Annotated in this window: 24 protein-coding genes; 15 read left to right on the plus strand and 9 right to left on the minus strand. The window is 60.0% G+C overall.

The features are described from left to right. From POI8812_RS06650 to POI8812_RS17645, 5 genes are all read right to left on the minus strand, one after another. Nucleotides 1–1,299, minus strand: coding sequence for an MFS transporter (locus tag POI8812_RS06650; protein ID WP_108781777.1), 1,299 nt, complete (start codon nt 1,297–1,299; stop codon nt 1–3). 379 nt (nt 1,300–1,678) lie between these two features. Further along, a complete protein-coding gene (locus tag POI8812_RS06655) occupies nt 1,679–3,424 on the minus strand; it encodes an ABC transporter ATP-binding protein (RefSeq protein ID WP_108781778.1) in 1,746 nt (581 codons plus the stop codon). Between the two features lie 59 nt (nt 3,425–3,483). Then, nucleotides 3,484–5,046, minus strand: coding sequence for a glutamine-hydrolyzing GMP synthase (gene guaA / locus POI8812_RS06660; protein WP_108782500.1), 1,563 nt, complete (start codon nt 5,044–5,046; stop codon nt 3,484–3,486). Between the two features lie 42 nt (nt 5,047–5,088). After that, nucleotides 5,089–5,265 (minus strand): hypothetical protein, encoded by a 177-nt coding sequence (locus POI8812_RS17640; RefSeq protein WP_162844937.1) that lies wholly within the window; start codon nt 5,263–5,265, stop codon nt 5,089–5,091. A gap of 126 nt (nt 5,266–5,391) precedes the next feature. Then, on the minus strand, nt 5,392–5,529 hold the full coding sequence (locus POI8812_RS17645; protein WP_162844938.1) for a hypothetical protein: 138 nt from the start codon (nt 5,527–5,529) through the stop codon (nt 5,392–5,394). 93 nt (nt 5,530–5,622) lie between these two features. Here POI8812_RS17645 and POI8812_RS06665 point away from each other — a divergent pair, with 93 nt between their 5' ends. The 4 genes from POI8812_RS06665 (at nt 5,623) to tpiA (ending at nt 8,428) form a co-directional block, all read left to right on the plus strand. Next, complete coding sequence (locus POI8812_RS06665) at nt 5,623–6,456, plus strand: LysR family transcriptional regulator (protein ID WP_162844939.1); 834 nt, start codon at nt 5,623–5,625, stop codon at nt 6,454–6,456. 54 nt (nt 6,457–6,510) lie between these two features. Beyond that, nucleotides 6,511–6,861, plus strand: coding sequence for a HesB/IscA family protein (locus tag POI8812_RS06670; RefSeq protein WP_108781780.1), 351 nt, complete (start codon nt 6,511–6,513; stop codon nt 6,859–6,861). Nucleotides 6,862–6,949: 88 nt separating this feature from the next. Then, nucleotides 6,950–7,600, plus strand: coding sequence for an OmpA family protein (locus POI8812_RS06675; protein WP_162844940.1), 651 nt, complete (start codon nt 6,950–6,952; stop codon nt 7,598–7,600). A gap of 87 nt (nt 7,601–7,687) precedes the next feature. Further along, a complete protein-coding gene (gene tpiA / locus POI8812_RS06680; protein ID WP_181377195.1) occupies nt 7,688–8,428 on the plus strand; it encodes a triose-phosphate isomerase in 741 nt (246 codons plus the stop codon). Nucleotides 8,429–8,441: 13 nt separating this feature from the next. Here the strand turns inward: tpiA and POI8812_RS06685 are convergent, their stop codons facing one another. The 3 genes from POI8812_RS06685 to POI8812_RS06695 are packed head-to-tail and all read right to left on the minus strand — an operon-like array spanning nt 8,442 to nt 9,906. Continuing rightward, the gene (locus POI8812_RS06685) at nt 8,442–8,894 is read right to left on the minus strand and encodes a helix-hairpin-helix domain-containing protein (RefSeq protein WP_162844941.1); all 453 of its coding nucleotides are present in this window, start codon (nt 8,892–8,894) and stop codon (nt 8,442–8,444) included. 59 nt (nt 8,895–8,953) lie between these two features. Then, on the minus strand, nt 8,954–9,424 hold the full coding sequence (locus tag POI8812_RS06690) for a hypothetical protein (RefSeq protein ID WP_108781784.1): 471 nt from the start codon (nt 9,422–9,424) through the stop codon (nt 8,954–8,956). Between the two features lie 8 nt (nt 9,425–9,432). Then, nucleotides 9,433–9,906, minus strand: a complete 474-nt coding sequence (locus POI8812_RS06695) for an Lrp/AsnC family transcriptional regulator (protein WP_108781785.1) — start codon at nt 9,904–9,906, stop codon at nt 9,433–9,435. A gap of 154 nt (nt 9,907–10,060) precedes the next feature. On the opposite strand from POI8812_RS06695, the gene cysG reads away from it, so the two are divergent. The 6 genes from cysG to POI8812_RS06725 all read left to right on the plus strand — a co-directional run bounded on the left by cysG (nt 10,061) and on the right by POI8812_RS06725 (nt 15,599). Beyond that, nucleotides 10,061–11,455: a siroheme synthase CysG gene (cysG, locus tag POI8812_RS06700; RefSeq protein WP_108781786.1), complete on the plus strand. Its 1,395-nt coding sequence runs from the start codon at nt 10,061–10,063 to the stop codon at nt 11,453–11,455. A gap of 1 nt (nt 11,456) precedes the next feature. Further along, nucleotides 11,457–11,765, plus strand: a complete 309-nt coding sequence (locus POI8812_RS06705) for a DUF2849 domain-containing protein (RefSeq protein ID WP_108781787.1) — start codon at nt 11,457–11,459, stop codon at nt 11,763–11,765. 98 nt (nt 11,766–11,863) lie between these two features. Further along, the gene (locus POI8812_RS06710) at nt 11,864–13,519 is read left to right on the plus strand and encodes a nitrite/sulfite reductase (protein ID WP_108781788.1); all 1,656 of its coding nucleotides are present in this window, start codon (nt 11,864–11,866) and stop codon (nt 13,517–13,519) included. After that, nucleotides 13,509–14,264 (plus strand): phosphoadenylyl-sulfate reductase, encoded by a 756-nt coding sequence (locus POI8812_RS06715; protein ID WP_108781789.1) that lies wholly within the window; start codon nt 13,509–13,511, stop codon nt 14,262–14,264. Before POI8812_RS06710 ends, POI8812_RS06715 begins: the two co-directional genes overlap by 11 nt. Further along, nucleotides 14,261–14,662, plus strand: coding sequence for a DUF934 domain-containing protein (locus POI8812_RS06720; RefSeq protein ID WP_108781790.1), 402 nt, complete (start codon nt 14,261–14,263; stop codon nt 14,660–14,662). The genes POI8812_RS06715 and POI8812_RS06720 overlap by 4 nt, the downstream gene beginning before the upstream one ends. Before the next feature lie 136 nt (nt 14,663–14,798). Next, nucleotides 14,799–15,599: a ferredoxin--NADP reductase gene (locus tag POI8812_RS06725; RefSeq protein ID WP_108781791.1), complete on the plus strand. Its 801-nt coding sequence runs from the start codon at nt 14,799–14,801 to the stop codon at nt 15,597–15,599. A 94-nt stretch (nt 15,600–15,693) separates the two neighbouring features. Here the strand turns inward: POI8812_RS06725 and pepN are convergent, their stop codons facing one another. Next, on the minus strand, nt 15,694–18,210 hold the full coding sequence (pepN, locus tag POI8812_RS06730; protein WP_108781792.1) for an aminopeptidase N: 2,517 nt from the start codon (nt 18,208–18,210) through the stop codon (nt 15,694–15,696). Nucleotides 18,211–18,369: 159 nt separating this feature from the next. Here pepN and POI8812_RS06735 point away from each other — a divergent pair, with 159 nt between their 5' ends. The 5 genes from POI8812_RS06735 to POI8812_RS06755 all read left to right on the plus strand — a co-directional run bounded on the left by POI8812_RS06735 (nt 18,370) and on the right by POI8812_RS06755 (nt 23,812). Beyond that, nucleotides 18,370–20,598 (plus strand): malate synthase G, encoded by a 2,229-nt coding sequence (locus POI8812_RS06735; protein WP_108781793.1) that lies wholly within the window; start codon nt 18,370–18,372, stop codon nt 20,596–20,598. Nucleotides 20,599–20,699: 101 nt separating this feature from the next. Beyond that, nucleotides 20,700–21,128, plus strand: a complete 429-nt coding sequence (locus POI8812_RS06740) for a GlcG/HbpS family heme-binding protein (protein ID WP_108782501.1) — start codon at nt 20,700–20,702, stop codon at nt 21,126–21,128. Further along, nucleotides 21,125–21,511 (plus strand): RidA family protein, encoded by a 387-nt coding sequence (locus POI8812_RS06745; RefSeq protein WP_108781794.1) that lies wholly within the window; start codon nt 21,125–21,127, stop codon nt 21,509–21,511. Before POI8812_RS06740 ends, POI8812_RS06745 begins: the two co-directional genes overlap by 4 nt. 118 nt (nt 21,512–21,629) lie before the next feature. After that, complete coding sequence (locus POI8812_RS06750; RefSeq protein ID WP_108781795.1) at nt 21,630–22,382, plus strand: gamma-glutamyl-gamma-aminobutyrate hydrolase family protein; 753 nt, start codon at nt 21,630–21,632, stop codon at nt 22,380–22,382. Nucleotides 22,383–22,408: 26 nt separating this feature from the next. Further along, complete coding sequence (locus POI8812_RS06755; protein ID WP_108781796.1) at nt 22,409–23,812, plus strand: ArnT family glycosyltransferase; 1,404 nt, start codon at nt 22,409–22,411, stop codon at nt 23,810–23,812. Nucleotides 23,813–23,846: the final 34 nt, after the last annotated feature.

Consider the following 23,846-nt stretch of genomic DNA (forward strand, 5'->3'; position numbering starts at 1 on the left):
TCAACCCGATCCTGTCAGATGCTGTGTGCTGAGCGGTGCCCGCCAAACGACAAATGCGGTCAGCAGTCGGATTGCGACAGGAACACCCGCAAAGAAGATCGTTAGAACGCTCAGCGCCATTGGCGTGTTTTCGCCAGCTTCCTGGAAACCGACCAGATCGAGCAGGGGAAAGGCAATTGCCATTGGGACCACGAAGGTGAGTTTCGAGACTGCGTTTTTGACGGCCAGGGCTGTCGCGCCGGTCCGTGAGCTGCCGTCGGTCTTGCCAATGATGTCAGCCAGCATAGACGTCGGCATGATGGCATCGCATCCAAACACTCCGCCAAGGATCACGCAAAACATCGCAAATCCTGCAATGCCGGTCGCCCCGACAAATGGCACCACCGCCAAAGCGGCGCTACAGACGATGAGGGACGTGATCCATGCGGCGCGCTTCGATTGCCGCCGGGCAATCCACAACCAAACAGGCAGGCATAGGGCCGTGGACGTGAAGATGATCAGGAAGAACGCGCCAATCAGTTCAGGCGCGCCAATCACATGTGTGACATAGAGCACGGTCAGCCCGGCGGTCAGCGCATTCGCCGATTGAACCATGAAGAACGCGCCGATCAGGCTGCGATATTGCGGACGCGTCCAAAGCCATCTCAAACCGCTCCAAAGTGAAAGGCGGGGCTCCGCATTCGGTTCTCGTATCGCCGGGACGAAGCGGAACAGGGTGAATAGTCCGACGGCGAGCAACACGATGACGGTGGCCGCGATGACTTTGAGCGACAGGCCCATTGCTGCTCCCAACACCAGTGGAATAAGCGATGCCGCCAATGCACCGGCAATCTGAAACAGGGATTTAGAGCTGGCCAACAGCGAGCGTTCATGTGGATCGGGCGAGATTTCCAATCCAATCGATGAGTAGGGGACATCGACAATCGTGTAGGTCAAAAAGAACAGACCCGAGACGGCGATGAGGTATATCAATCCCGCGCCTTCGGGTGGTGCAAGGAACAGCCAGACTGCCAGCGCGAATATCGGTGCACCCAGTAAGATCCAGGGTGCGCGAGGGCCGGTGCGTCCGCGGGTCTGGTCGCTAAAATGTCCAATCAATGGATCTGTTATGACGTCAAAGACCCGCCCAAGGGCCAGTACCAACCCCACGGCCGTCAGCCCCAGTCCCATCTCCAGCGCATAGAAATTGGGCAGATAGAAAACCAGAGTGAACCCGGCAAGGGCGAGGGGCGTGGTCAGCACGCCAAAGCTCAGAAGCTGCCAGCGCGTGAAAATGGATGTGGTGTCTTTCGTCGTCATTTCGCCACCCTAGCGATCAATCGGTTCCCTGCGGTAGCAAAGAATTCCCACTCTGCGGTTGCCGGGTCCGTTCTGTTTCTCGGCAGCCAAACGCACAATCACCCGTTCGGGTGATTGCGATAGAAAACCTAAAGATTTACCGATTGTGACAGGTCACCTGCCACACTACCTCAGCCCCCGTTTGGTGGACGACCTCTTGGAGCACGGTTTCGGTCAAGTCCCTGATGACCGCAGAATACCGCGCGTCCAGGCGCACATGTCGGGCCGATATCGCCGAGCAAACATAGGCGCGGTCCCGTCAGGGAAGTTAATGCGCCACTGCGCAAGCCCGGTATCCCTCAATGTCATGTCCCGACACTTGAACGGATACCGGCACGCGTCAGTCACCAGATTGAATGTCGTGAAGTTGGCGATAGAGACCATCGCGCGACAGCAATTCTTCATGCGTGCCACTTTCGCGCCGCTGGCCGCTTTCGATCACGTGGATCAGATCGGCATTTCGGATGGTCGACAATCGATGCGCAATGACAACGACCGTTCTGCCTTGCATCAGGCGGTCAATCGCCTCCATCACCTTTTGCTCCGAGGCGGTGTCGAGCGCGGACGTCGCCTCATCCAACAGCAGGATTGGTGCATCACTGAGCATTGCGCGGGCGATTGCGATGCGCTGGCGTTGACCTCCTGACAGTCGCCCGCCGCCTTCACCCACCCGTGCATCATAGCCGCCGGGCAGGGCCATGATGAAATCGTGAGCGTTGGCGTCACGTGCGGCCTGCTCAATCTCTGCCTGCGTCGCTCCCGCTCGCCCCATTGCGATGTTTTCGCTGACGGTCAGATCGAAGAGAAAGGCATCCTGCCCGACGACCGCGATTTCGGAGCGAAGCTCTGACGCGCTGACCGTGGAAATGTCGGCACCGTCAATTCGAACCGTACCCTCATCGGGGCGATACAGACGGTCGATCATGGCAAGTACGGTCGATTTTCCACCACCGGACGGACCAACCAGGGCCGTAACCCGTTGCGCTGGCATCTCAAGGGTGAGCGTATCCAGGACCCGCGTTTCACCATAGGAGAATGAAACGCTGTCGAATGTGATTGCTCCCTCACCCAATGGCAGCGCGCCATTGCCCCGCTCGCTTTCATCCGGGATCTGGTCGAGCACTTCATACAGCATGGCCACGCCAACCATCTGCCTGCGGTAGTCTACGTTGAACTTGCCCAATCGTTTGCCCGGTTCATAAGCCAGCAGGAAAGCGGTCAGGAAGGAGAAGAGCGAACCGGCATCCAGCGTGCCGTTCGAAATGCGGTAGCCGCCATAGAGGATTACGGCAGCGAAAACGAAGCCACCCAGCATATCCATCACCGGCGAAGTGATATTGGACAAGCGCGCGATCTTGTCGTTGAGCCGCCGGACCGTTCGCACGCTCTCATCGGCCCGGTCCTGAAGGCTGTCCTGCAGATTGAAGGATCGCACGATGCGGGCGCCCAGATAGCTTTCTTTCACCAGGCCCGTGAGGTGCGAGACGCTCTCGAACTCGCTCTGCGCCACGCGGGTCATGCGCTTCATGACAGCCATAATGCCCAAGACAACGGGCGGGGCCACGAAAAGCGCGAAGAACGACATAAGCGGATCTTGCAGAAACATCACCACGACGAGCGCGATGAGTGAGAGAATATCGCGCCCCGCTGCCATGATCAGTAATTGCAGCGCAGTTCGCGCAGACAACACCCCCTGCTGGAAGCGGACCATCAGGTCGCCCATCTCCTGCTTGTCGATCCATGCGAGCGATTGCGCCTGGACCTGCGCAAACATCCGCGTTTGCAAGCTGGCGACGATCCTGTTGCCGATCCGTGCGAGCACGACTTGGGCCGCATAGGTTGTGACGCCACGTACAAAGAAGATGGCCGCAACTGTTGCGGACACGGTGAATACGAGGCCCGGAACCGGATCAACGAAGACTTCGTTGATCACATCTTCCATGACCCAGGCCGACGCGGCCGTCATCGCGGAGGCGATTGTCAGCAACACGAAACCCAGCAGGTAGCCACGCCAATACTCGCGCGCATTCTCGGCAAGCAGGCGGCGCGTCAGCGACGGGGTCTGAGATGGATCCGGTGTGGTCATTGGCGCTCCGCTATCAGCCCAACCGATTTAGTCGGTCAGGCCAGACAATCCAAGCGGCGTCACTCCCACTCAATCGTTCCGGGAGGTTTGGACGTGATGTCATAGGTGACACGGTTGATGCCCGGAACCTCGTTGATGATCCGGGTCGCCGTCTCCCCGAGGAAGTCATGGCTGAACGGGTAGTAGTCGGCCGTCATCCCGTCTACGCTGGTTACCGCGCGCAGCGCGCAGGCGAAATCATAGGTGCGCCCGTCGCCCATGACGCCCACCGTGCGGACCGGCAGGATGGCAACGAAAGCCTGCCAGATCTCATCGTAAAGACCGTGGCGGCGAATCTGGTCGATGTAAACTGCGTCTGCCTTGCGCAGAATGTCGAGCTTTTCGCGGGTAATCTCTCCGGGACAGCGAATGGCGAGGCCGGGTCCGGGGAAGGGGTGACGCCCGATGAAACTGTCGGGCAGGCCCAACTCACGCCCCAGCGCGCGAACCTCGTCCTTGAACAGCTCGCGCAGCGGCTCCACCAGTTTCAGGCCCATCTTCTCAGGCAAGCCGCCGACATTGTGGTGGGACTTGATCGTGACGGACGGGCCGCCGGAGAATGACACACTCTCGATCACGTCAGGGTACAGCGTGCCTTGCGCAAGGAATTTCGCCCCGCCAACCTCGCCCGCATGCTTTTGGAACACGTCAATGAAGAGTTTGCCGATGGTTTTACGCTTCGTTTCGGGGTCACTCTCGCCCTCAAGCGCGCCAAGGAACAATTCCTGCTCATCTGCATGGATCAGCGGCATATTGTAGTGATCGCGGAACATGGTCACGACTTCTTCCGCCTCGCCCTGCCGCAACAGGCCATGGTCGACGAAGACGCAGGTCAGCTGATCGCCGATTGCTTCATGGATCAGAACCGCCGCAACGGAGCTGTCGACACCGCCTGAAAGGCCGCAGATCACCTTGGCATCGCCCACCTGCGCGCGGATCTTGCGGATCGCCTCTTCGCGGTAGGCGCCCATTGTCCAGTCACCGGTGAAGCCCGCCAGCTCAACAAAGTTCTGATACAGCGTCTTGCCATTCGGCGTGTGATGCACCTCCGGATGGAACTGGACCGCAAAAAAGTTCCGGTCGAGATCGGCCGTGATCGCAAATGGTGCGTTGGGCGAGGTTCCATAGACCTCAAAACCCGGCGCGATGGCAGAGACATGGTCGCCATGGCTCATCCAGACCTGCTCACGCTCTTCCAGGAACCAGCCCTTCAGCAGATCGATGCGCTGCTCCTCTGGTGTGACGTAGGCGCGCCCGAACTCTGCTGTGCCGTGGCCACGCTCCACCTTGCCACCCAGCATGTGCATCATGACCTGCTGGCCGTAGCAAATGCCCAGAACGGGAACCCCTAACTCGAACACCTCTGACGGAGGGCGCGGTGACCCTTCATCGATGACGCTGGCCGGGCCGCCCGACAGGATCACGGCTTTCGGAGCAAATTCTTGCAGAAAGGCCGAGGTCACATTCTGAAAGGGATGAATTTCGCAATAGACATCGAGCTCTCGCAGGCGGCGCGCAATCAGCTGAGTGACCTGGCTGCCGAAGTCGATGATGAGGAGGCGGGCATGGAGCGTGTCTGTCATGCGCACGCGATAGGCCAAGCCCCGGATTCGGGCAAGCCCTGCTCAGATGGCAGATGCGTCTTTTACCTGACGGCGATGCACGCGCATCATCAACCAGCCACCGGCGGCCACGCAAAACAACGCGAAGGGCAGACCTATAGCGAGGGGACCGGTCCACAGGACAAAGCTGCCCGCAAAGCAGTAGGAGATCATTGTCAGCAGTGCAGCGAAGTAAGCCATGTTCAGCCCCAAACTGTTTTAGACAGGCGGACAATCTCACGGCTTTGATACTTTTGCAGTGCCCATGGACACATTCCCGCCATTTTTTTTGATTGGCCCGGAAAAAATTGATGTCCGGGCTTCTCTTCAGCGTCGCTGAAACAAACGTTTTAGCAGTGGAATGCGCGCCTCGCGTTGCAATCTTGCAAAGTACTCCCGTTCTTCTTCAATGCCTGTTCGACCCGGCGGCACAATTCCAGTCTTTCTTCGAATATATTCGTCCATGGCTCAACTCCTTGTAATATTGTGGTCTGCTTAGCAATATGAGGGCTGAGCATGAATCTCGCTACAGCCAGAAACGTGAGGCGGTTTGCAAAAATGAAAAGCGATCTTGGTTGGGATGATATCGGTCTGTTTGCCGTGGTCGGACGCCATGCAAGCCTTACTCAAGCGGCGGCTGAGACAGGGATCAGTGTCGCAACCCTCAGCAGGCGACTTCGCGCATTTGAGGCAAAGACGGGTCGCCGATTGTTTCAGCATGGAGCTGCCGGGTACGCATTAACTGCCGAGGGCCGGTCGCTGTTCGCTAAGGCGGCTGATATGGAGCGGGCCGCCGCAGAAATTGAGGCCTGGCGAAAGGCCGGGCAGGGACCAATACCGGTGCGGATTTCCGCTGGTATGTGGACCGGCGCCGATCTGGCCGCGAATCTCAGGCGGTACTGGTCGCCTGATGCAATCTGGCTGCCTGAATTCATCAACACGAACCAAAAGCTCGATATCGCGCGAAGAGAGGTTGATATTGGGGTGCGAAACCGAAGGCCCGAGCAGCCTTGGCTTGCCGCACGAAAAATCGGCACGGTGAACTATGCGATCTTTGCCCGCGATCACGATGTCGAGGGGTGGATCGGCAGTTCTGGGGATGCGGCAGCAACGCGTACTTCGGCCTGGGTTCAGCGACATCATGGCGCAGAAATTGTGACGCGGGCAAATCACACGCAACTCGGCCTCTCTCTCGCGCAGGCCGGCCTTGGTCGCATCGTTTTGCCGCTTTCGGTCGTGCGGGATAAGGAAAATCTGGTTCAGATCGGGCCGGTAATCGATGAATTGCAGACCGAGGAATGGTTGGTCACCCATCATGAAGCCCGACACGAACCCGCAATCAGAGCCGCGTTGGAGGCCCTTGCAGGATATCTGACGGCGCGTGGGGGTTGAGCCGCCCAGATCAACACCTTATCTTTCCACTCAGGTATTGTGAGGAGTAGTCCGATGTTCGCCATCCCCGGCAAACAGGCCGTTACCATGACAGACAGCGCCGCCGCGCAGATTCGCCGCCTGATGGAAAGTGGCGACAAATCTGGTCTGCGCATCGGCGTGAAAAAGGGCGGCTGCGCCGGCATGGAATACACGATGGACTATGTCAGCGAGATCGATCCCCTCGATGAGATCGTCGAACAGGACGGTGCCCGGGTCATGATCGCGCCGATGGCACAGATGTTTCTCTTCGGGACAGAGATTGACTATGTCACATCCCTTCTCGAGTCTGGGTTCGAGTTCCGGAATCCGAATGTGACCGAAGCCTGTGGATGTGGAGAGTCGATCAAGTTCGCGGGAATGTAACGCCCGCTCACGATCTACTGTGCGAACGTTATTCGCGCCATTTCATGGTCTTGCATAGGGTCGGCTCATCTTAGGAATGGAGCCCGACATGACCTCTTTTAAAACCAGTTTGTCCCCTTTGATGCTTGGCCTGATGGTCAGCGTTGCCCTTCCCGCATATGCTCAGGAAAGTACGGACGCGTCGACCGACGCAGCCGCGGATCCAGTCTTTGAAGAAGTTGTCAGCGAAACCGTTGAAGCTGCCGAGGAGGTCGCGGACGTGACCGAAGTGGCCGTTGAGGAGGTTGAGGCGGCGGCGGATGACGCCCCGACCCTCGAAGAAATTGCGGCATCCGACGACAATCTTGAAATGCGTGATGATGAAGAGGGCGAGCCTGACACGATGGTCATGCTCTCGGACGTTCTGTTTGGATTTGGGGATGCGACCTTGCAGCCGGAAGCGATTGCGACCTTGTCCTCCATCGCGCCGAGCCTCGCAGAACTTGGGGCGTTTACGCTGAACGGTCATACGGACAGCGTGGGCGATGAAGCGTTCAATGTCGCATTGGGAGAGCGTCGCGCGGCGGCTGTTCGCGATTGGCTCGTCTCTGAGGGGGGGCTTTCTGCGGACGGGATTACGGTGAATGGTGTTGGCGAAGCCGACCCAATCGTTCCAAACCGCGCGGAAGATGGAACGGACCTGCCGGAAAATCGGGCTCAGAATCGCCGCGTCGAATTCGTCGTTCCCGACGAGGGCTGACGCTTCGGGCGCAAGGGGGTGTGAAATGCACGAGGGTGCGGTATGTGTGCGCAAACACCATACCAGAAGGACTGCTCCATGTCGGATATCCGCCCCCTGATCGCCGGAAACTGGAAGATGAATGGCTCACGCGCCGCGATGGCAGAGGTTTCCGCGCTGGCGGCAGCCCACCCGGCGCCGGGCTGCGACGTGATGCTTTGCCCGCCCGCGCCCTTGCTGCCGATCATGGTTGAAGCTGCGAGTGGCACGAAGATCGCCGTTGGCGCACAGGATTGCCACGCGAATGTGTCCGGGGCGCATACTGGTGATACCTCTGCAACACTGATTGCAGAGCTTGGCGCAACAGCCGTCATCGTTGGCCATAGCGAGCGTCGCGCGGATCACGGGGAAACCGACGCCGCCATCGCAGCAAAAGCGGCAGCAGCCCATCAGGCTGGTCTGATTGCGATCATTTGCATTGGAGAGACTGAGGCGGAACGTGATGCGGGTCGCGCCCTTGAGGTGGCGCGCAGCCAGCTTGCAGGCTCACTTCCGGCGGGGGCGACTGCTGCAAACACGGTGATCGCATATGAACCGGTATGGGCCATCGGGACGGGAAAAGTCGCGTCCGTTGCGGACATCGATGAAGTGCACAGCGCGCTGCGCACGGCGCTTGCCGATTTGATGAGCGCGGAAGACGCTGCCGCGACGCGCCTCCTTTATGGTGGCTCGGTTAAGCCCGGGAATGCCGCCGAAATCTTCGCAGTGACCGACGTGAACGGGGCTCTGGTCGGGGGAGCGTCGCTGAAGGCGGCCGATTTCGGCGGCATCATCGCTGCCGCCGAATAGCCGACAAGTAGGGTCAGGCCAGACCCATCAGAGCCTTGGCCTGACCAACCCAATCGTCGCGCACGGGCCGATCGCGAAACGCGGACAACTGCGCACTCAGCTCATCAATCTGGCGTTCGCCCATCTCGGCAATTTCACGCAGGGTGGTGATGCCCAGTTCGTTGAGCTCATTGGCCATTTTTGGGCCAACGCCCTTAATCTGCGTCAGATCGTCGATCACGTGTTCAGCGATTTCACTGGCGGCTTTGCTGGTTTTTGCAGCGGACATGGCTGCATCTTCCATGGCGTCGCCCATCTTGGCGCTGGCTTCTGCCATCACAGGCGTATGTCCGTCCGTTCCGGACATCAGCGAGGCAAAGCGCCACTCAACGCCGAAAAACGGCGCCATCGGGGAAAAACTCATCCAATAGTCGGTAATCGCCTCGCCAGCGCGAGGACGGATCATCTCTGGCAGGGTCTGAAACATTCTACGCTTCCCATAATGTTGCGGTGCAACAATATCAGGAATTGCGCTGCACCGCAATATCAGCGTCTCGCGCGCAGCGCAGTGACGTCCGCAGACCATTCCAATGTCCCCTGGACGGCGGGCAGATCATTGAAAAGGTAGGTGAAGCGCACGTCGCGCAACTGACCTGGCGGGATGCGTTGCACGGTCGTGCCACGCTCCTGCCCTATGATGACACATCCGGCATCGGTGCAATCTGAAAGCGTAAGCTCCATCTCAAGTTCATAGATGCTTTGATCGTCTGACAGGTTGAATGCACGCCCGGTCAACGTCGTCGTACGGACGCCGGGGGTCAGTTCAAGGTCTGTAATCTCGACCTGGCCGGGCTCAAGTGGTGGCGGCGTGCTGGGATAAAGTAAGTCTCGCCCGGCCAGCGCGATCAACACCACCAGACCGAAGGCTCCGACGATTGCGATGCCAATGCGCACCTCGCGCCGTTTTATCACGAGATAGAGCAGGCCAAGTGCGACAAATGGCAGAAGGTAAAGCATGGGTCCCCTCATTCAGCCTCCAGAATCGGGAGGGCGGTGGTGTTCTTGATCTCCTCCATCGAAAGTGTGGAGGTTACGTTGTAAATCGATACTTCCGAGATCAGTGCGCGGTAGAAATCATCATATGCGCGCGCCGAAGCGACGCGCACCTTCAGGATATAGTCAATGTCTCCCGCAAGGCGATGGGCCTCCATCACTTCGGCACGACTTTTCACCGCATTCAAGAAACGGTCCAGCCATCCTGCATCATGCTCACTGGTGCGAATAAGTACAAAAAAGCAAGCTTCTAGGCCAAGTGCTTCCGGGTCGAGCAAAGTGGTCTGACCTTTGATGATCCCGGCCTCGCGCATTTTGCGGATCCGGTTCCAGACCGGGGTTTTCGACGCGCCGACCCGACGGGCAATTTCATCCAGCGATGTCGATGCATCGGCCTGCAATTCGGCAAGGATGTTCCGGTCAATCGCATCAAGACGGATGTTCATTCCGCTTCTCCTCGTCTTTCGGGAACGATGGCGTTCCAAGCAGCGCTACACAGTCATAACGTTCTTATTTTTGGCCGTCTATTCCCCAAATCTTGGAATAATGTTCTAAACGACCCAAGTGTTTGAGACCCCGCAACGGGGCAGGAGTCAAGCGATGCGCCATTTTCCGATCTTCGTGAACCTCGCCGGTCGGCGTGTTGTGGTTTCGGGTGCGGGCGAGTGTGCGCTGGCCAAACTGCGCCTCATCCTCAAGACGGAGGCGAACATCGCGGTCTACGGTGCGGAGCCACATGAGAAACTGCGCGAGTTGGCTCGCGACGGAAAGATCACGCTGGTCGAGCGCCCTATTGAAGAGGGGGACGCGATTTGTGCCGCTCTGCTTTATGGCGCGAATGAAGATGCCCTCGAAGATGCACGGGCGGCTGCGATCGGGCGTCGTGCAGGGGCAATGACGAATATTGTCGACAATCTTGCGGACAGCCAGTTCATCACACCGGCCATCGTCGACCGTGATCCGGTCACGATCGCCATCGGCACGGAAGGGGCGGCCCCGGTTCTTGCCCGCGACATCAAGCGCCGCGTTGAAGAGATGCTTCCCACGTCTCTGGGCGCCCTTGCTCGGATCGGTCAGGCCTTCCGCCCGGTTGCCGATATTCTTCCCATGGGCCGCATCCGTCGCGCATTCTGGTCGAAATTCTACTTCGAGCGTGGTCCCCGCGCCTTGGCTGAGGGGGAAGACGTGGCGCGCGAAAGCCTCGACACGCTTCTGAACGAAACGTTGAGCGCCGAGGTTGAGGCAGGCCATGTCGCGTTGATCGGCGCAGGGCCGGGGGATCCTGAACTGTTGACCCTCAAGGCACGTCGCCTGCTGCATGAGGCCGATGTTGTCATTACGGACCGTCTGGTCGGGGCAGGGGTGTTGGAGCTTGCCCGTCGTGAGGCTGAGATCATCGAGGTTGGTAAGATAGGTTTCGGCCCATCCTGGAAGCAGGACGACATAAACGCTCTTATTGTGGAGAAGGCGGCTGAGGGACAGAAGGTCGCCCGCCTGAAAGGCGGCGACGTGGCGATCTTCGCGCGCTTGGATGAAGAAATTGAAGTATTGGAGCAGGCTGGAATTTCTTGGGAGATCGTCCCAGGGATCACCACCGCGTCTGCTGCTGCGGCGTCCTTGGGGCAGAGCCTGACCAAGCGGGGTCGCAACAAGTCGTTCCGCATGGTCACGGGCCATGACGTAGACGGTTTTGCCGAGCAGGACTGGCGTGATCTGGCAAAGCCCGGCGCCACAGCCGCAATCTATATGGGTAAGAAGGCGAGCACCTTCCTGCGTGGCCGGCTGATGATGCATGGCGCGCTCGATAACACGCCCGTCACCGCGATCGAGAATGTGAGCCGCGCGGATCAGCGCATCCTGCCAACGACATTGATCGATCTGCCCGACATGCTGGAGCGTGAAGACGTGACCGGCCCCGTGATCCTGATGCTCGGCCTCGCACCACGTGCGGCGGTCGCAGCCCTTCCCGAATTGCAAGCAGCGGAGGCTCTTTAACATGCCCAAGCCGTTCAAATCCCAAATCGTCACTGCCAACGACCTGATGATGGGTGATGTCATCTATCTGACGCCAGAGGGCGGCTGGTCGCGCGACCACGCCGACGCGATTGTGGCCACCTCGCAGGACGAGGCGGATGAGCTTCTGGCCCAGGCGCAGGCCCAGCAACTGAAGATTGTTGGACCCTACCTCGCTGAAGCCGTGCTCGATGATGCGGGCCGTCCCGGTCCCGTTCACTTCCGTGAGGCATTCCGCACGCGCGGCCCCAGCAACTATCACCACGGCAAGCAGGAAACTGCGGCTGTTTAACGCCACTCCCCGGCCTTGAGCCGGGGCCCCGCAGACACAGCGCGCAACGACCGCAGCTAGAGAGATCCCGGCGCAAGGCTGGGAAGAGGACCGAAAAGATGTACGACTACACAGATTTCGACCGAGAGTTCGTTTATGGCCGCGTCGCGGAGTTCCGTGAGCAGGTCAAACGCCGTGTGGACGGCTCCATGACGGAGGACGAGTTCAAGCCACTGCGCCTGATGAACGGCCTCTACCTGCAACTCCACGCCTACATGCTGCGCGTCGCGATCCCCTACGGCACACTCAACAGCCGTCAGATGGACCAGCTCGCCTATATCGCGGACACGTGGGACAAGGGTTATGGCCATTTCACCACGCGCCAGAACATTCAATATAACTGGCCGAAGCTCGCGGATGTGCCCGAGATGCTGGAGGCGCTGGCCGATGTCGGGATGCACGCCATCCAGACCTCCGGCAACACGATCCGCAACGTGACCGCAGACCACTTCGCGGGCGCTGCTGCCGATGAGATCGAGGATCCGCGCCCCACGGCCGAGTTGATCCGCCAGTGGTCCACCGATCACCCGGAATTCCAGTTTCTGCCGCGCAAGTTCAAGGTCGCTGTCACCGGCTCCCCGAATGACCGCGCCGTGACGAAGGCCCACGACATCGGCCTGCGCATGGTCCGCAATGAAGCGGGCGAGCCGGGCTATGAGGTTATAGTCGGTGGCGGTCTGGGCCGCACCCCGATGATCGGCAAGGTGCTCAAGGACTTCCTGCCCAAGGCGGATCTGCTGCCTTATCTCGAAGCCGTCATGCAGGTCTACAACCTGCACGGCCGCCGCGATAACAAGTACAAGGCCCGCATCAAGATCCTCGTCCATGAGGAGAGCCTTGAGACCATGCAAGCGCGTGTCGCCGAGGTGTTCGAGCGCATCCGCGACGATTTCGAGGTGCCGCAGGACCTGATCGATCATATCGAAAGCGGTTTCCAGCAACCTGCCTACAAGTCCGCTGATATTGCTCCGGTTTTCGACGGCGCATTGCGGTCGTTCATCGACACGAATACGCAGCCGCATAAGAATCCCGACTACGCCATTGTCACGATTTCGATCAAAGCGATCGGCCAGACGCCGGGGGATGCGACGTCGGACCAGATGCGCGTAATGGCACAAATTGCGCGCGACTATGGCCATGATGAGTTGCGGATCAGCCATGAGCAGAACGTTATCCTGCCCCATGTCCACCGCGCAGACCTGCCTGCAGTCTTTGCCGCGCTGAAGGATGCGGGTCTGGCAACGGCAAATGTTGGCCTCGTCTCGGACATCATCGCATGCCCGGGGATGGATTACTGCGCGCTCGCCACAGCCCGCTCAATTCCGGTTGCACAGCAGATATCTGAGGCTTTCGCCGATCTCGATGCGCAGCGCGATATCGGCCCGCTCAAGATCAAGATCTCCGGCTGCATCAACGCCTGCGGCCACCACCATGTCGGGCATATCGGCATCCTCGGCCTCGACCGGGCAGGGGTGGAGAACTACCAGATCACCCTTGGCGGCGACGGCACTGAGACGGCGACGGTCGGTGAGCGGGCCGGGCCGGGCTTTGCCTATGATGAGATCGTGCCAGCGGTTCAGCGTCTGATCACCGCCTATCTCGACCTGCGCACCAGTCCGGAGGAAGAGTTCCTGGCGGCCTATCGCCGCGTCGGCATGGCCCCGTTCAAAGCGGCCCTCTATCCCGAACAGGCGGAGAAGGCCAATGCGGCCTGAGGCGACTTTTGCCACAGTGGATGAGCGTGTCGCGGCCCTGAACGGCCGCTACCGCCACCATGCCGCGCGCGCCGTTTTCAAAGAGGCGCTGAATGCGCGGGAGACGGGACGCGTGGCCCTCGTCTCCTCCTTCGGGGCTGAGAGCGTTGTGCTGCTGCATATGGTCTCCGTAGATCGGCCCAGTCTGCCGGTTATCTTTGTGGACACAGAAATGCTGTTCCCTGAAACCCTGCAATATCAGATCGATGTGGCATCCCAATTGGGATTGACCAATGTGCAGGTTGTCAAGGCCAGCCGCACGCAACTCGCACTTCATGACCCGAAAAGCGATTTGCACAAACGTGATACGGATGCGTGCTGCAACCTTCGCAAGACCGAACCTCTGGAAGCAGCGCTGACGCCTTATGATGCCTGGATCACCGGGCGCAAACGGTTCCAGTCGGGGACCCGCGCAAAGCTCGACTTTTTCGAGGCGGAGGGCGACCGGCGCATCAAGATCAATCCGCTGGCCCACTGGGCGCCTGCCGATGTGCAGGATTACATGTGGAACAACAAGCTGCCCCGGCACCCTTTGGTGGCGCAGGGGTATCCCTCTATCGGATGTGCGCCCTGCACAACCAAGGTGGCAGAGGGCGAAGATCCAAGGTCGGGCCGCTGGCGCGATCAGGACAAGGAAGAATGCGGCATTCATTTCGTGGACGGCAAGATCGTGCGCGGCCCGCTGAACAAGGAGGACGCAGCATGAGCGTCATCGTGACCGATGCGGGCTTCGGCCCGGACAGCTTCAACGCAGGTTTTGCGCCTCTTGGTGAGGCGCGGGCCGAGCAGGGGATCGACCTGCCGAACACGGCGGATGTTGTCGCCATCTGGGACAGTGTAAAGGCGGCCCCGGCGATCCGCATCCCGTTCCCGTCGAGTGCGGATGGGCGGGGTTATTCCATTGCCTCGCGTCTGCGGGATCTTGGCTATCAGGGACGCCTGCGCGCCGAAGGCCATGTCATCGCGGATCAGTACCGCAAAGCCCGCGGATCCGGGTTTGACGAGGTCGAAATTTCTGAAGAGCTTGCGGCCCGCCAGCCAGAGCCGCAGTGGGATCCGGTCCAGAAGATCAGCTACCAGTCGAAGTTCCGCCGTTCGGCGTGACGGAAACCCTGGCCTTGAGCCGAGGCGCACTCAACACCCGCCGCTCCCCGGGCTTGACCCGGGGCCTCTCTCTGCAGCGCGAGACCCCGGCTTGAAGCCGGGGCGTACTGCCCGGAATTGACCGAAAGTTCGCAAGATGACCGTTCAACAACCCATCAAAACACCTGTTCTGCCCGACGCGCAGACTGTCACTGAAGTCAAACACTGGACCGACACGCTGTTTTCGTTCCGCGTGACGCGGCCCGCGAGCCTGCGCTTTCGCTCGGGGGAATTCGTGATGATCGGGCTCCTGAAAGATGACGGCAAGCCGCTTCTGCGCGCCTATTCCATCGCGTCGCCCTCTTGGGATGAGACGCTGGAATTCTATTCGATCAAGGTACCGGACGGCCCGCTGACCTCTCGTCTCCAGAAGATCGAAGTGGGGGATCAGGTGATCGTGCGCCCCAAGCCCGTCGGCACGCTGGTGACGGACGCGCTCTTGCCCGGCAAGCGTCTGTGGATGATTGCGACAGGAACCGGCATCGCACCCTTCGCCTCGCTGATGCGCGACCCGGATGTCTATGCGCGCTACGATCAGGTGATCCTGACACATACCTGCCGCACGGTGGATGAGCTGGCTTTCGGTCAGGACCTTGTGGATCACATTCCGGAAGACCCGCTGGTGGGCGAGGAGGCGGCAGAAAAGCTGCACTACTTCCCGACGGTCACGCAGGAAGACTTCGTCAATCGCGGTCGCATCACGGATCTGATGCGCTCGGGCGCGCTTTATGACGCGTTGGGCACCGACCCGCTGGATCCAGCTCATGACCGCGTCATGATCTGTGGATCCATGGGCCTCAACACCGATGTGAAAGCCATTCTGGAGGAGCGCGGCTTCAAGGAAGGCTCGAACAGCGCGCCTGCGGATTTCGTGCTGGAAAAAGCCTTCGTGGGGTGATCCCGAAACTCTTCTTGGCTCAAATATCCCCGCCGGAGGCGCGCTCGCTTTCAAGCACGCGCCTCGGGCGGGGACTGTGTTTGATCAATCGAAATTAGCCTGCGCGCAATCGGCCGATCATTTCACTTGTATCCTTTGAAAGGGTTGGCGCGCTTGCAATCCGCTCCAGCTGAGTTGCGATCAAGGCTTGCCGGTCCTCGGTCACAGTGCGCCAACTGTCAAAGGCCGTACTGGTTCTGGCCGCGACCATCGGATTAAGCGCATCCATGCGCAACAGCCAATCCGCGAGCAATTGATAGCCCGCCCCATCCTTGCGATGGAATTCGGTTGGGTTTCCGAAAGCAAAGCTGGCGATCAGGGCACGGAACCGGTTTGGCGTGCGCCACGTGAACTCCGTGTGATCCAGCAGCGCCTCGATATCCGCAATGCTTCCGAAACGGGCTTGAACCCCGAACCATTTGTCGATGACCAGGCTGACCCCGGACCATCTGTGATGAAAATGCGCAAGAGCATTTTTCCCGGCACCATGCGCGGTTAGGATGGTGAGGGCCGCCAGACTGTCCGTCATATTGTCAGCCCGGTCGAATGCGGCTTGTGCGAGGTTTAGGCCGTCGCTCTGCAAGGCGATCAGCCCGAGCAATCCGTTTGCAAGCGCGCGCTTTCCGGGCGCGCTGCCGTCTGGGGAATAGGGGCCGTCGATCTGCTGGGCGTCCCGCAATGGCGCAAGCCTGTCAGAAAGATGATGGGCGAGGTTCTGGCGCACCTGCTTGCGACGTGCATGGATCACATCCGGGTCGACGACCCGCCCGGCAAGCGCAGTGGCTTGGGCGATCTCGCCTTCGCCGGGCACGGACAGGACCATCGCACGAAAAGCGGGGTCCAGCGCTTCATCTTCCAGCACGCGGCCAACGCCGTCGCACCAGTCCTGTGTATCGCCACCGTCGAGCAGGGCCTCCATCGCAAGGGCGCGCCCGGCATCCCAGCGATTGAACGGGTCGGTGTCGTGGGCCAGCCGATGGGCGCGATCTCCAACCTGTTCGGCCTGCTTAAGGTGAACAGGCGCGGAAAAGCCGCGCAACAATGACATCACCGGGCGAGCGCTGCAGGGAATGTCCAGCGTCGTGACCGCGGCATCGGCAATATGCAGACCGTTCGCAAATTCATGACCCGACGCATCCAATGCACCCCACCGCACCGGGATCGGCATCGGCTGCTTATTGGGCTGCCCCGGGGTCGCGGGCACGTTTTGCCGGAAGGTCAGGCGATGAACCGTCCCGTCAAATTGTTCTTCAACATCGAGCTGCGGCGTACCTGCTTGCCTGTACCACAGTTTGAATTGCGATAGGTCGCGTCCCGTGGCGTCTTCAAAAACTTGTAGCCAATCCTCAATCGTACAAGCCTGTCCGTCGTGGCGCTCGAAATAGAGGTTGAGTGCCGTTTCATACGCTTCGGCGCCCACAATCTCCCGCAACATACGGATGACTTCGGCCCCTTTCTCGTAAACCGTCGCAGTGTAGAAGTTGTTGATCTCGACATATTCTTCAGGCCGGACAGGATGAGCAAGGGGGCCTGCATCCTCGCGAAACTGAGCGGCCCGCAGTCCCTGCACGTCTTGGATGCGTTTCACCGGGGCAGAGCGCATGTCTGCTGTGAAGCACTGATCCCGAAAGACGGTCAGCCCTTCCTTCAGGCTCAACTGGAACCAGTCGCGACAAGTGATGCGGTTACCAGTCCAATTGTGGAAATACTCATGCGCGATGACGCTCTCAATCCCTTCGAAATCGCCATCTGTCGCCGTTTCAGGGGAGGCGAGCACATATTTGGAGTTGAAGATGTTGAGGCCCTTATTCTCCATGGCCCCCGCGTTGAAATCATCGACAGCGACGATCTGGAAGAGATCGAGGTCATATTCTCGGCCATAGACCTCTTCATCCCAGCGCATCGAGCGTTTCAGGCTGTCCATGGCATAGGCACAGCGATCCTGATCCCCATCGCGGACCCATATGGCCAGATCAACCTTGCGCCCCGACCGGGTGGTGAAGCTGTCGGTGACACTCTTCAGATCTCCGGCTACGAGGGCGAACAGATAGGCGGGCTTTGGCCACGGATCATGCCACTCGGCCCAACCGGGACCAGAGCCGATCCTGTTTCCGTTGGACAGCAATACGGGCAGGTCGCTTTCGATCCTGACGGTGTAGATTGCCATCACATCAGGGCGGTCCGGGAAGTAGGTGATGCGCCGGAACCCCTCCGCCTCACATTGCGTGCAATACATGCCCTGACTGAGATAGAGCCCCTCAAGGCTGGTATTGCCCTCAGGATCAATCCGCGTCGTGCAGGTCCATTCGAAGCCATCCTTAGGTAAGTCAGCCGCTGGAACGCTTAGCCCCTGCTTGCCAACTGCCGGTGCAACCGGCTTGCCGTCAATTGCGGCCTCCAACAGGTCGAGCGCTTGGCCGTCGAGCCACAGATCGCCGCCGCGCCCCGGTTTGAAACGGATCCGCGCGCGCACCTCCGTGGCGTCCGGAGAAAGGCGAAACGTCAGATGAACCGTGTCCACCTCCCAGGCCGGGCGTGTGTAGTCAGCTAAGCGAATGGTCGGGTCGGTCATGGCTCGTCCTTTTGGTGTTGCGCCTTACATGGCTCAGCAACACAGCTGCGTCACCCCCATCAACGTCATTCCATAGAGTGGAATCTTATCTCAAAAGTGTTTCGACTGGACGCATTGCCGACTATCTCGGAACCAACAACAGCTTCGGGAGAGCATGAAATGACCACTTATGTTGAGCAAAGCGGCCTGAAGGTTGCGGCAGAACTCCATGATTTCATTTCCGAAAAGGCATTGCCGGGCACCGGTGTGGCCGCCGAAGCATTCTGGTCGGGGCTGGCTGAACTGATTCACGGCAAAGGTCCGCGCAATCGCGAACTGCTGTCCATTCGCGAAGATATCCAAGCCAAAATTGACAGCTGGCATCGCGATCATCGCGGTCAAAGCCATGATGCGGACGCCTATACCGCATTCCTGCGCGAGATCGGTTATCTGGTGCCGGAAGGTGAGCCTTTCGAGATTGAAACGGAAAACGTCGATCCGGAAATCGCATCGACACCCGGCCCCCAACTGGTGGTGCCTGTGATGAATGCGCGCTATGCGCTCAATGCAGTGAACGCGCGCTGGGGCAGTCTTTATGACGCGCTCTATGGCACGGACGCGATGGGCGATCTTCCTGCGGGTAGAGAATATGATGCCGCCCGTGGCGCGCGCGTCATTGACTGGGCGAAGGGTTTCCTTGACGAAGCGGCGCCGCTTTTCTCTGGCTCGCACCGCGATGTCGTTGGGTATCGTATCGTGCAGGGTGGCCTCGAAGCTGAGATCCTGAACGATCAGGACTTCCGCGCAGCAGATGCGACGCGAAAGGCCACGGACGAGGCGCCGTCCGGCGAGGCTCCGATCGCGACCCATTCCATCGCGCTGGCTGATCCGACACAGCTTCTGGGTTGGCAGGGGGATGCAGATGCGCCAACGGCGATCCTTCTGCAGAACAATGGGTTGAAGATCGAACTGCGCATTGATCGCAATCACCAGATCGGCAGCAGCGACAAAGCCGGCGTTGCAGATGTTGTTCTGGAAAGTGCGGTCTCGACGATCATGGATTGCGAGGACAGCGTCGCCGCCGTGGATGCGGAGGATAAGGTGCTCGCTTACTCTAACTGGCTGGGCTTGATGCGCGGCGATCTGGAGGAGAGTGTCACAAAGAACGGCAAGACCTTCACCCGGGCCATGAACCCGGATCGGGTTTACAACGCCCCGCAGGGGGATGTGACGGTCAAGGGTCGCTCGCTGATGTTGGTGCGCAATGTCGGGCATTTGATGACAAACCCGGCCGTGCTTGATCGGGATGGTAATGAAGCGGGTGAAGGCCTGCTCGATGCGATGATCACCACGCTCTGCGCGATGCACGATCTTCAGCGCGAGGGTGGCAACTCGGTCCATGGTTCAGTCTATGTCGTAAAGCCGAAAATGCACGGACCCGATGAGGTCGCCTTTGCCTCGGAAATCTTCGATCACGTCGAGGATGCGCTGGGCCTGCCACGCCACACGGTGAAGCTCGGCATCATGGATGAAGAGCGGCGGACCTCGGCCAATCTGATGGAGTGTATCCGGGCGGCGAAACACCGTGTGGCCTTTATCAATACCGGCTTCCTTGACCGGACCGGTGACGAGATGCACACCTCGATGGAGGCGGGGCCAATGTTGCGCAAGGGCGCGATGAAGTCGACGCTTTGGATCAAGTCCTACGAGGATCGCAACGTCGATATCGGGCTGGCATGTGGTCTGAAGGGGACAGCGCAGATCGGCAAGGGGATGTGGGCCATGCCCGACCTTATGGCCGATATGCTGGACCAGAAGATCGGGCATCTGGAACAGGGTGCAACCTGCGCATGGGTGCCCTCGCCAACAGCGGCAACCTTGCACGCGACGCATTATCACAAACTCAACGTTCTCGACCGACAGGCGGAGTTGGCCGCAGGAGGTGCTCGCGGCAAGTTAGGCGACCTGCTGACGATCCCCGTCCATAACGGGGAGAATTGGTCAGACGCAGAGATCACCGCAGAGCTTGAGAATAACGCCCAGGGCATCCTTGGCTATGTTGTGCGTTGGGTCGATCAGGGCGTTGGATGCTCCAAGGTTCCTGACATCCACGATGTGGGCTTGATGGAAGATCGCGCGACCTGTCGCATCTCCTCCCAGCATATGGCCAACTGGCTGCACCACGGCGTCGTGACCCGTGATCAGGTCGAGCAGGTCTTGCAGCGCATGGCGATCAAAGTGGATGAGCAAAATGCCAACGATCCAGAGTATATCCCGATGGCGCCGGGCTATGACACAATCGCTTATAAGGCCGCGCAGGAACTCGTCTACGAGGGAACCGCCCAGCCGTCAGGCTACACAGAGCCCGTACTGCACAAGCGTCGGCTTGAGCTGAAAGCCGTCAGCTAGGCAATTCGGGGTGGCGCAATCCGCCCCGTTTCACTTCCTGTAAATATCCCCGCCGGAGGCCGCTACGGTCGCAAGGCATGACAACCGATCGGACCCACCACATGGCTGAAATTTCACATCGCAAAGCACGCACTATCATTGCAAAGACCCTCGCAAAGGGGCGGGAGATGGAGCTGAAGCCGCTCTCCGTCGTCGTTCTCGACAGCGGCGGCCACGTTAAGGCGTTCGAGCGTGAAGACGGCGCGGCACCGGGTCGTTTCGACATCGCGCGGGCAAAGGCCTATGGCGCGATCATGCTGGGCATGGGCGGGCAGGCGCAGATGGCGCGGGCCGAGGCGCAGGCTTACTTCATGAATGCAGTCAACGGTGTCTACGATGGGAAGGTCATTCCGGTGCCCGGCGGCATTCTGGTGCAGGACAAGCGCGGCAACACCATCGGTGCGGTTGGCGTGACCGGCGACACATCCGACAATGATGCTGAAGCGGGTATGGCAGGGATCGAGGCGGCAGGGCTTGCAGGTCAGCCATGAGCCGCCAGTTCCACAGCCAGGGGTCTGAGTTCGAAAAGACCATCGGCTATTCCCGCGCTGTGCGGGATGGCCGATGGGTCATGGTCGCGGGCACAACGGGGTTCGACTATGCGACCATGTCGATCAGTGAGGATCCGGCAGATCAGGCAGAGCAGACGATGCGCAATATTGACGAGGCTTTGCGCGCCGTCGGCGCATCCATGCGAGATGTCATTCGAGTGACCTATATTCTGCCGGATGCGGCGGATTTCGAGCCGTGCTGGCCCGCTTTGCGAAAGTGGCTCGGACAGGCAGCCCCCGCCGCGACAATGATGGTGGCCGGTCTCTATGATCCAAGGATGAAGATTGAGATCGAGGTGACGGCCCTGATCCGCGAGGATTGATCGGAGTGACGCGTGCTCGTGCGCGCCATCGTTGACGCAACGATGCGCCTGCACCTCTCGACGCCCAGAGGTGACCGCATTATGCTCTATCCGGCATCCTGTAGTTCGGAGTTCGTGCATGTCTCGCCCCGTGATTGGTATTGTTGGCAACAGCTATCTCATCAACGATGAGTATCCCGCGCAGGCCTGCGGCACCTTCAATCTGGATGCGGTGCGCTACGTCTGTGACGCAATTCCAGTTATTCTTCCCGCCGATCCGGCTCTGATCTCGGTCGCGGAGGCCCTCGAGACCTGTGCCGGATTCATCTTTCCGGGGGCCCGACCGAATGTTCATCCCAGCGAATATGGGCATGATGAGACCGAAGCGCATGGCGCCTTTGATCGTGCTCGTGACGGCTTGGCCCTGCCGCTGATCCGCGAGGCGGTTGCGCGCGGCGTCCCAGTACTGGGGTTGTGCCGAGGTTTTCAGGAACTGGCGGTGGCCTTTGGCTCAACCCTGCATCCAGAAATTCGTGACCTTCCGGGTCGCATGAACCATCGCATGCCGCCGGATGGGACATTGGAAGAGAAATTCGAACTGCGTCACGATGTGACGCTCACGCCGGGCGGGCGATTTGCACAGATTTTTGGCGGTACCACCGTGCGCACCAATACCCTGCACGGACAGGGGATTGATGAGCCGGGCGCACGTGTCGTGATCGAGGGATATGCACCGGACGGCACGCCAGAGGCGATCCATATTGCCGACGCACCCGGTTTCGCCATGGGCGTGCAATGGCATCCAGAGTGGAATGCCGGTGCTGATCCGGTGTCTCGTCCATTGTTCGAGGCGTTCGCCCGCGCGGCCCATGGGCTTGCCCGCGCGGCCTGACCCGACTTCCAGATCTGGAGAACACGATGGCGCGACGCGCTTCCAAGGCGACGCCGCCCTATGGGCTGCTCGCGATCATTGCCGTTGCGGCGATCCTGTTGCCGTTTGCTGGTTTGTGGCAGGAGGCGGTTCCGCTTTCCGTTGACGAGGCGCTGTTATGGGACAGCGCGCGGTCAGAGCTCTATCGCTATTACTGGACCGAACCGCTCGCCACGTTCGCGACCCGCGGTGCGCAGGCCGTCTTTGGTGACACGGTGCTCGCGCTGCGCATCTGCGGCCCAATCGCGACATGCGTGATCCTCGCAGCTATGATCTTCTCCGCGCCGGTAAAGATGCGACGCGCTGCAATCATATCGGGCACTCTCGTGATCGGTTCACCGATTGTGTTGTGGCATCTGCTGCGTGACAGCGCCGATATCGCCGGGATGGCGGCAATGACGGGCGCTTTGCTCATCGGACTGGAGGCTGCAAAGCCACCCAAACGCAAGAAAGATCCTGAACGCTGGTCTTTCTGGGCGCTCTCAGGACTGTTCGGCGCGGTTGCTGTCATGACCTCGATCTGGAGCGCTGGGCCACTGGTTGGGGGGATCGTGGGCTTTCTCTTGAGCGCTGGGCGCAAACGCTGGCGGGCAGGCGCGCTCAGCCTTGGGGTCGCCGGGTTGATAGTCACGCCCTGGGTGCTGTGGCTGGTGGCGACAGGTTTTGTCCCTGTTGCATTGTTTATAGGCGACATGGCGGCACCGGTTGAACTGTTGTGGGTACTGGCCCTCGGCCCGCTGCTGCTGGGTGTCCTGACCGTTGGCAGCGCGGGGACGGCAGGTGCGATGATCGGCGGTGTGCTGGGCGCTGGCATCGCCTACGCGACCGGCGGAGACTTCGCGGCATGCGTGCTGATGCTCGCACCGGTGCTTGCGCTTTCCATTCCGCGTGAACTGTCGACGTCCAAGGCCGCGCCATTGCGCGCGCTGGCATTGATCGGTCCGTGTCTTTTGGCCGGTGTCATGGCGCTCGCCTCAGTTCACGCTCGATATGCGGGCGGTTTACCCGCCTATGCTGATCCTTTCGCACAAGATCGCTTCGAAGCTGCGCGATGCGAAACGGCGCTGATCGCGATGGAGGATTTGGGTGGCAGCGGGTTCGCATCTGCCAGGCTCGAAGACCAGATCCTATGCCGCTGGCTGGGGGTGCTGACCGCTGCGCCGGTGATCCTGACCGAATTGCCTGCGGGCAGTGCCCCACCGTTGCGCCAACGGCTGGGCCCACTCGCGCTTGAGGGGGGGGACGCATTGCTGATCAGCTTTCCTCCGCGAACACCCGAGCAGGTGGCAGGCCCGCTCCTGATGGTGGTAGAACAGGAGAGGGTTGAGCTGCCTTTGCATCTGGACCGCGTCCAAGAGGTTGATCTGAGCCTTGTGAGATCGCTGCGTTAGTGCGGCAGTTGCACCTGCACCTGCCACGCGCCTA

This window comes from Pontivivens insulae, assembly GCF_900302495.1.
Classification (GTDB): domain Bacteria; phylum Pseudomonadota; class Alphaproteobacteria; order Rhodobacterales; family Rhodobacteraceae; genus Pontivivens; species Pontivivens insulae.

Coding starts and splice junctions, on each gene's coding strand:
- POI8812_RS17645 (WP_162844938.1), bottom strand. CDS start 5,529: ATGGACGAATATATTCGAAGAAAGACTGGAATTGTGCCGCCGGGTCGA.
- POI8812_RS06670 (WP_108781780.1), top strand. CDS start 6,511: ATGTTCGCCATCCCCGGCAAACAGGCCGTTACCATGACAGACAGCGCC.
- POI8812_RS06650 (WP_108781777.1), bottom strand. CDS start 1,299: ATGACGACGAAAGACACCACATCCATTTTCACGCGCTGGCAGCTTCTG.
- cysG (WP_108781786.1), top strand. CDS start 10,061: ATGCGCCATTTTCCGATCTTCGTGAACCTCGCCGGTCGGCGTGTTGTG.
- POI8812_RS06725 (WP_108781791.1), top strand. CDS start 14,799: ATGACCGTTCAACAACCCATCAAAACACCTGTTCTGCCCGACGCGCAG.
- pepN (WP_108781792.1), bottom strand. CDS start 18,210: ATGACCGACCCGACCATTCGCTTAGCTGACTACACACGCCCGGCCTGG.
- POI8812_RS06755 (WP_108781796.1), top strand. CDS start 22,409: ATGGCGCGACGCGCTTCCAAGGCGACGCCGCCCTATGGGCTGCTCGCG.
- POI8812_RS06720 (WP_108781790.1), top strand. CDS start 14,261: ATGAGCGTCATCGTGACCGATGCGGGCTTCGGCCCGGACAGCTTCAAC.
- POI8812_RS06690 (WP_108781784.1), bottom strand. CDS start 9,424: ATGCTTTACCTTCTGCCATTTGTCGCACTTGGCCTGCTCTATCTCGTG.
- POI8812_RS06695 (WP_108781785.1), bottom strand. CDS start 9,906: ATGAACATCCGTCTTGATGCGATTGACCGGAACATCCTTGCCGAATTG.
- POI8812_RS06705 (WP_108781787.1), top strand. CDS start 11,457: ATGCCCAAGCCGTTCAAATCCCAAATCGTCACTGCCAACGACCTGATG.
- POI8812_RS06685 (WP_162844941.1), bottom strand. CDS start 8,894: ATGTTTCAGACCCTGCCAGAGATGATCCGTCCTCGCGCTGGCGAGGCG.
- POI8812_RS06735 (WP_108781793.1), top strand. CDS start 18,370: ATGACCACTTATGTTGAGCAAAGCGGCCTGAAGGTTGCGGCAGAACTC.
- POI8812_RS06665 (WP_162844939.1), top strand. CDS start 5,623: ATGAAAAGCGATCTTGGTTGGGATGATATCGGTCTGTTTGCCGTGGTC.
- guaA (WP_108782500.1), bottom strand. CDS start 5,046: ATGACAGACACGCTCCATGCCCGCCTCCTCATCATCGACTTCGGCAGC.
- POI8812_RS17640 (WP_162844937.1), bottom strand. CDS start 5,265: ATGGCTTACTTCGCTGCACTGCTGACAATGATCTCCTACTGCTTTGCG.
- POI8812_RS06750 (WP_108781795.1), top strand. CDS start 21,630: ATGTCTCGCCCCGTGATTGGTATTGTTGGCAACAGCTATCTCATCAAC.
- POI8812_RS06745 (WP_108781794.1), top strand. CDS start 21,125: ATGAGCCGCCAGTTCCACAGCCAGGGGTCTGAGTTCGAAAAGACCATC.
- POI8812_RS06655 (WP_108781778.1), bottom strand. CDS start 3,424: ATGACCACACCGGATCCATCTCAGACCCCGTCGCTGACGCGCCGCCTG.
- POI8812_RS06715 (WP_108781789.1), top strand. CDS start 13,509: ATGCGGCCTGAGGCGACTTTTGCCACAGTGGATGAGCGTGTCGCGGCC.
- POI8812_RS06710 (WP_108781788.1), top strand. CDS start 11,864: ATGTACGACTACACAGATTTCGACCGAGAGTTCGTTTATGGCCGCGTC.
- POI8812_RS06675 (WP_162844940.1), top strand. CDS start 6,950: ATGACCTCTTTTAAAACCAGTTTGTCCCCTTTGATGCTTGGCCTGATG.
- POI8812_RS06740 (WP_108782501.1), top strand. CDS start 20,700: ATGGCTGAAATTTCACATCGCAAAGCACGCACTATCATTGCAAAGACC.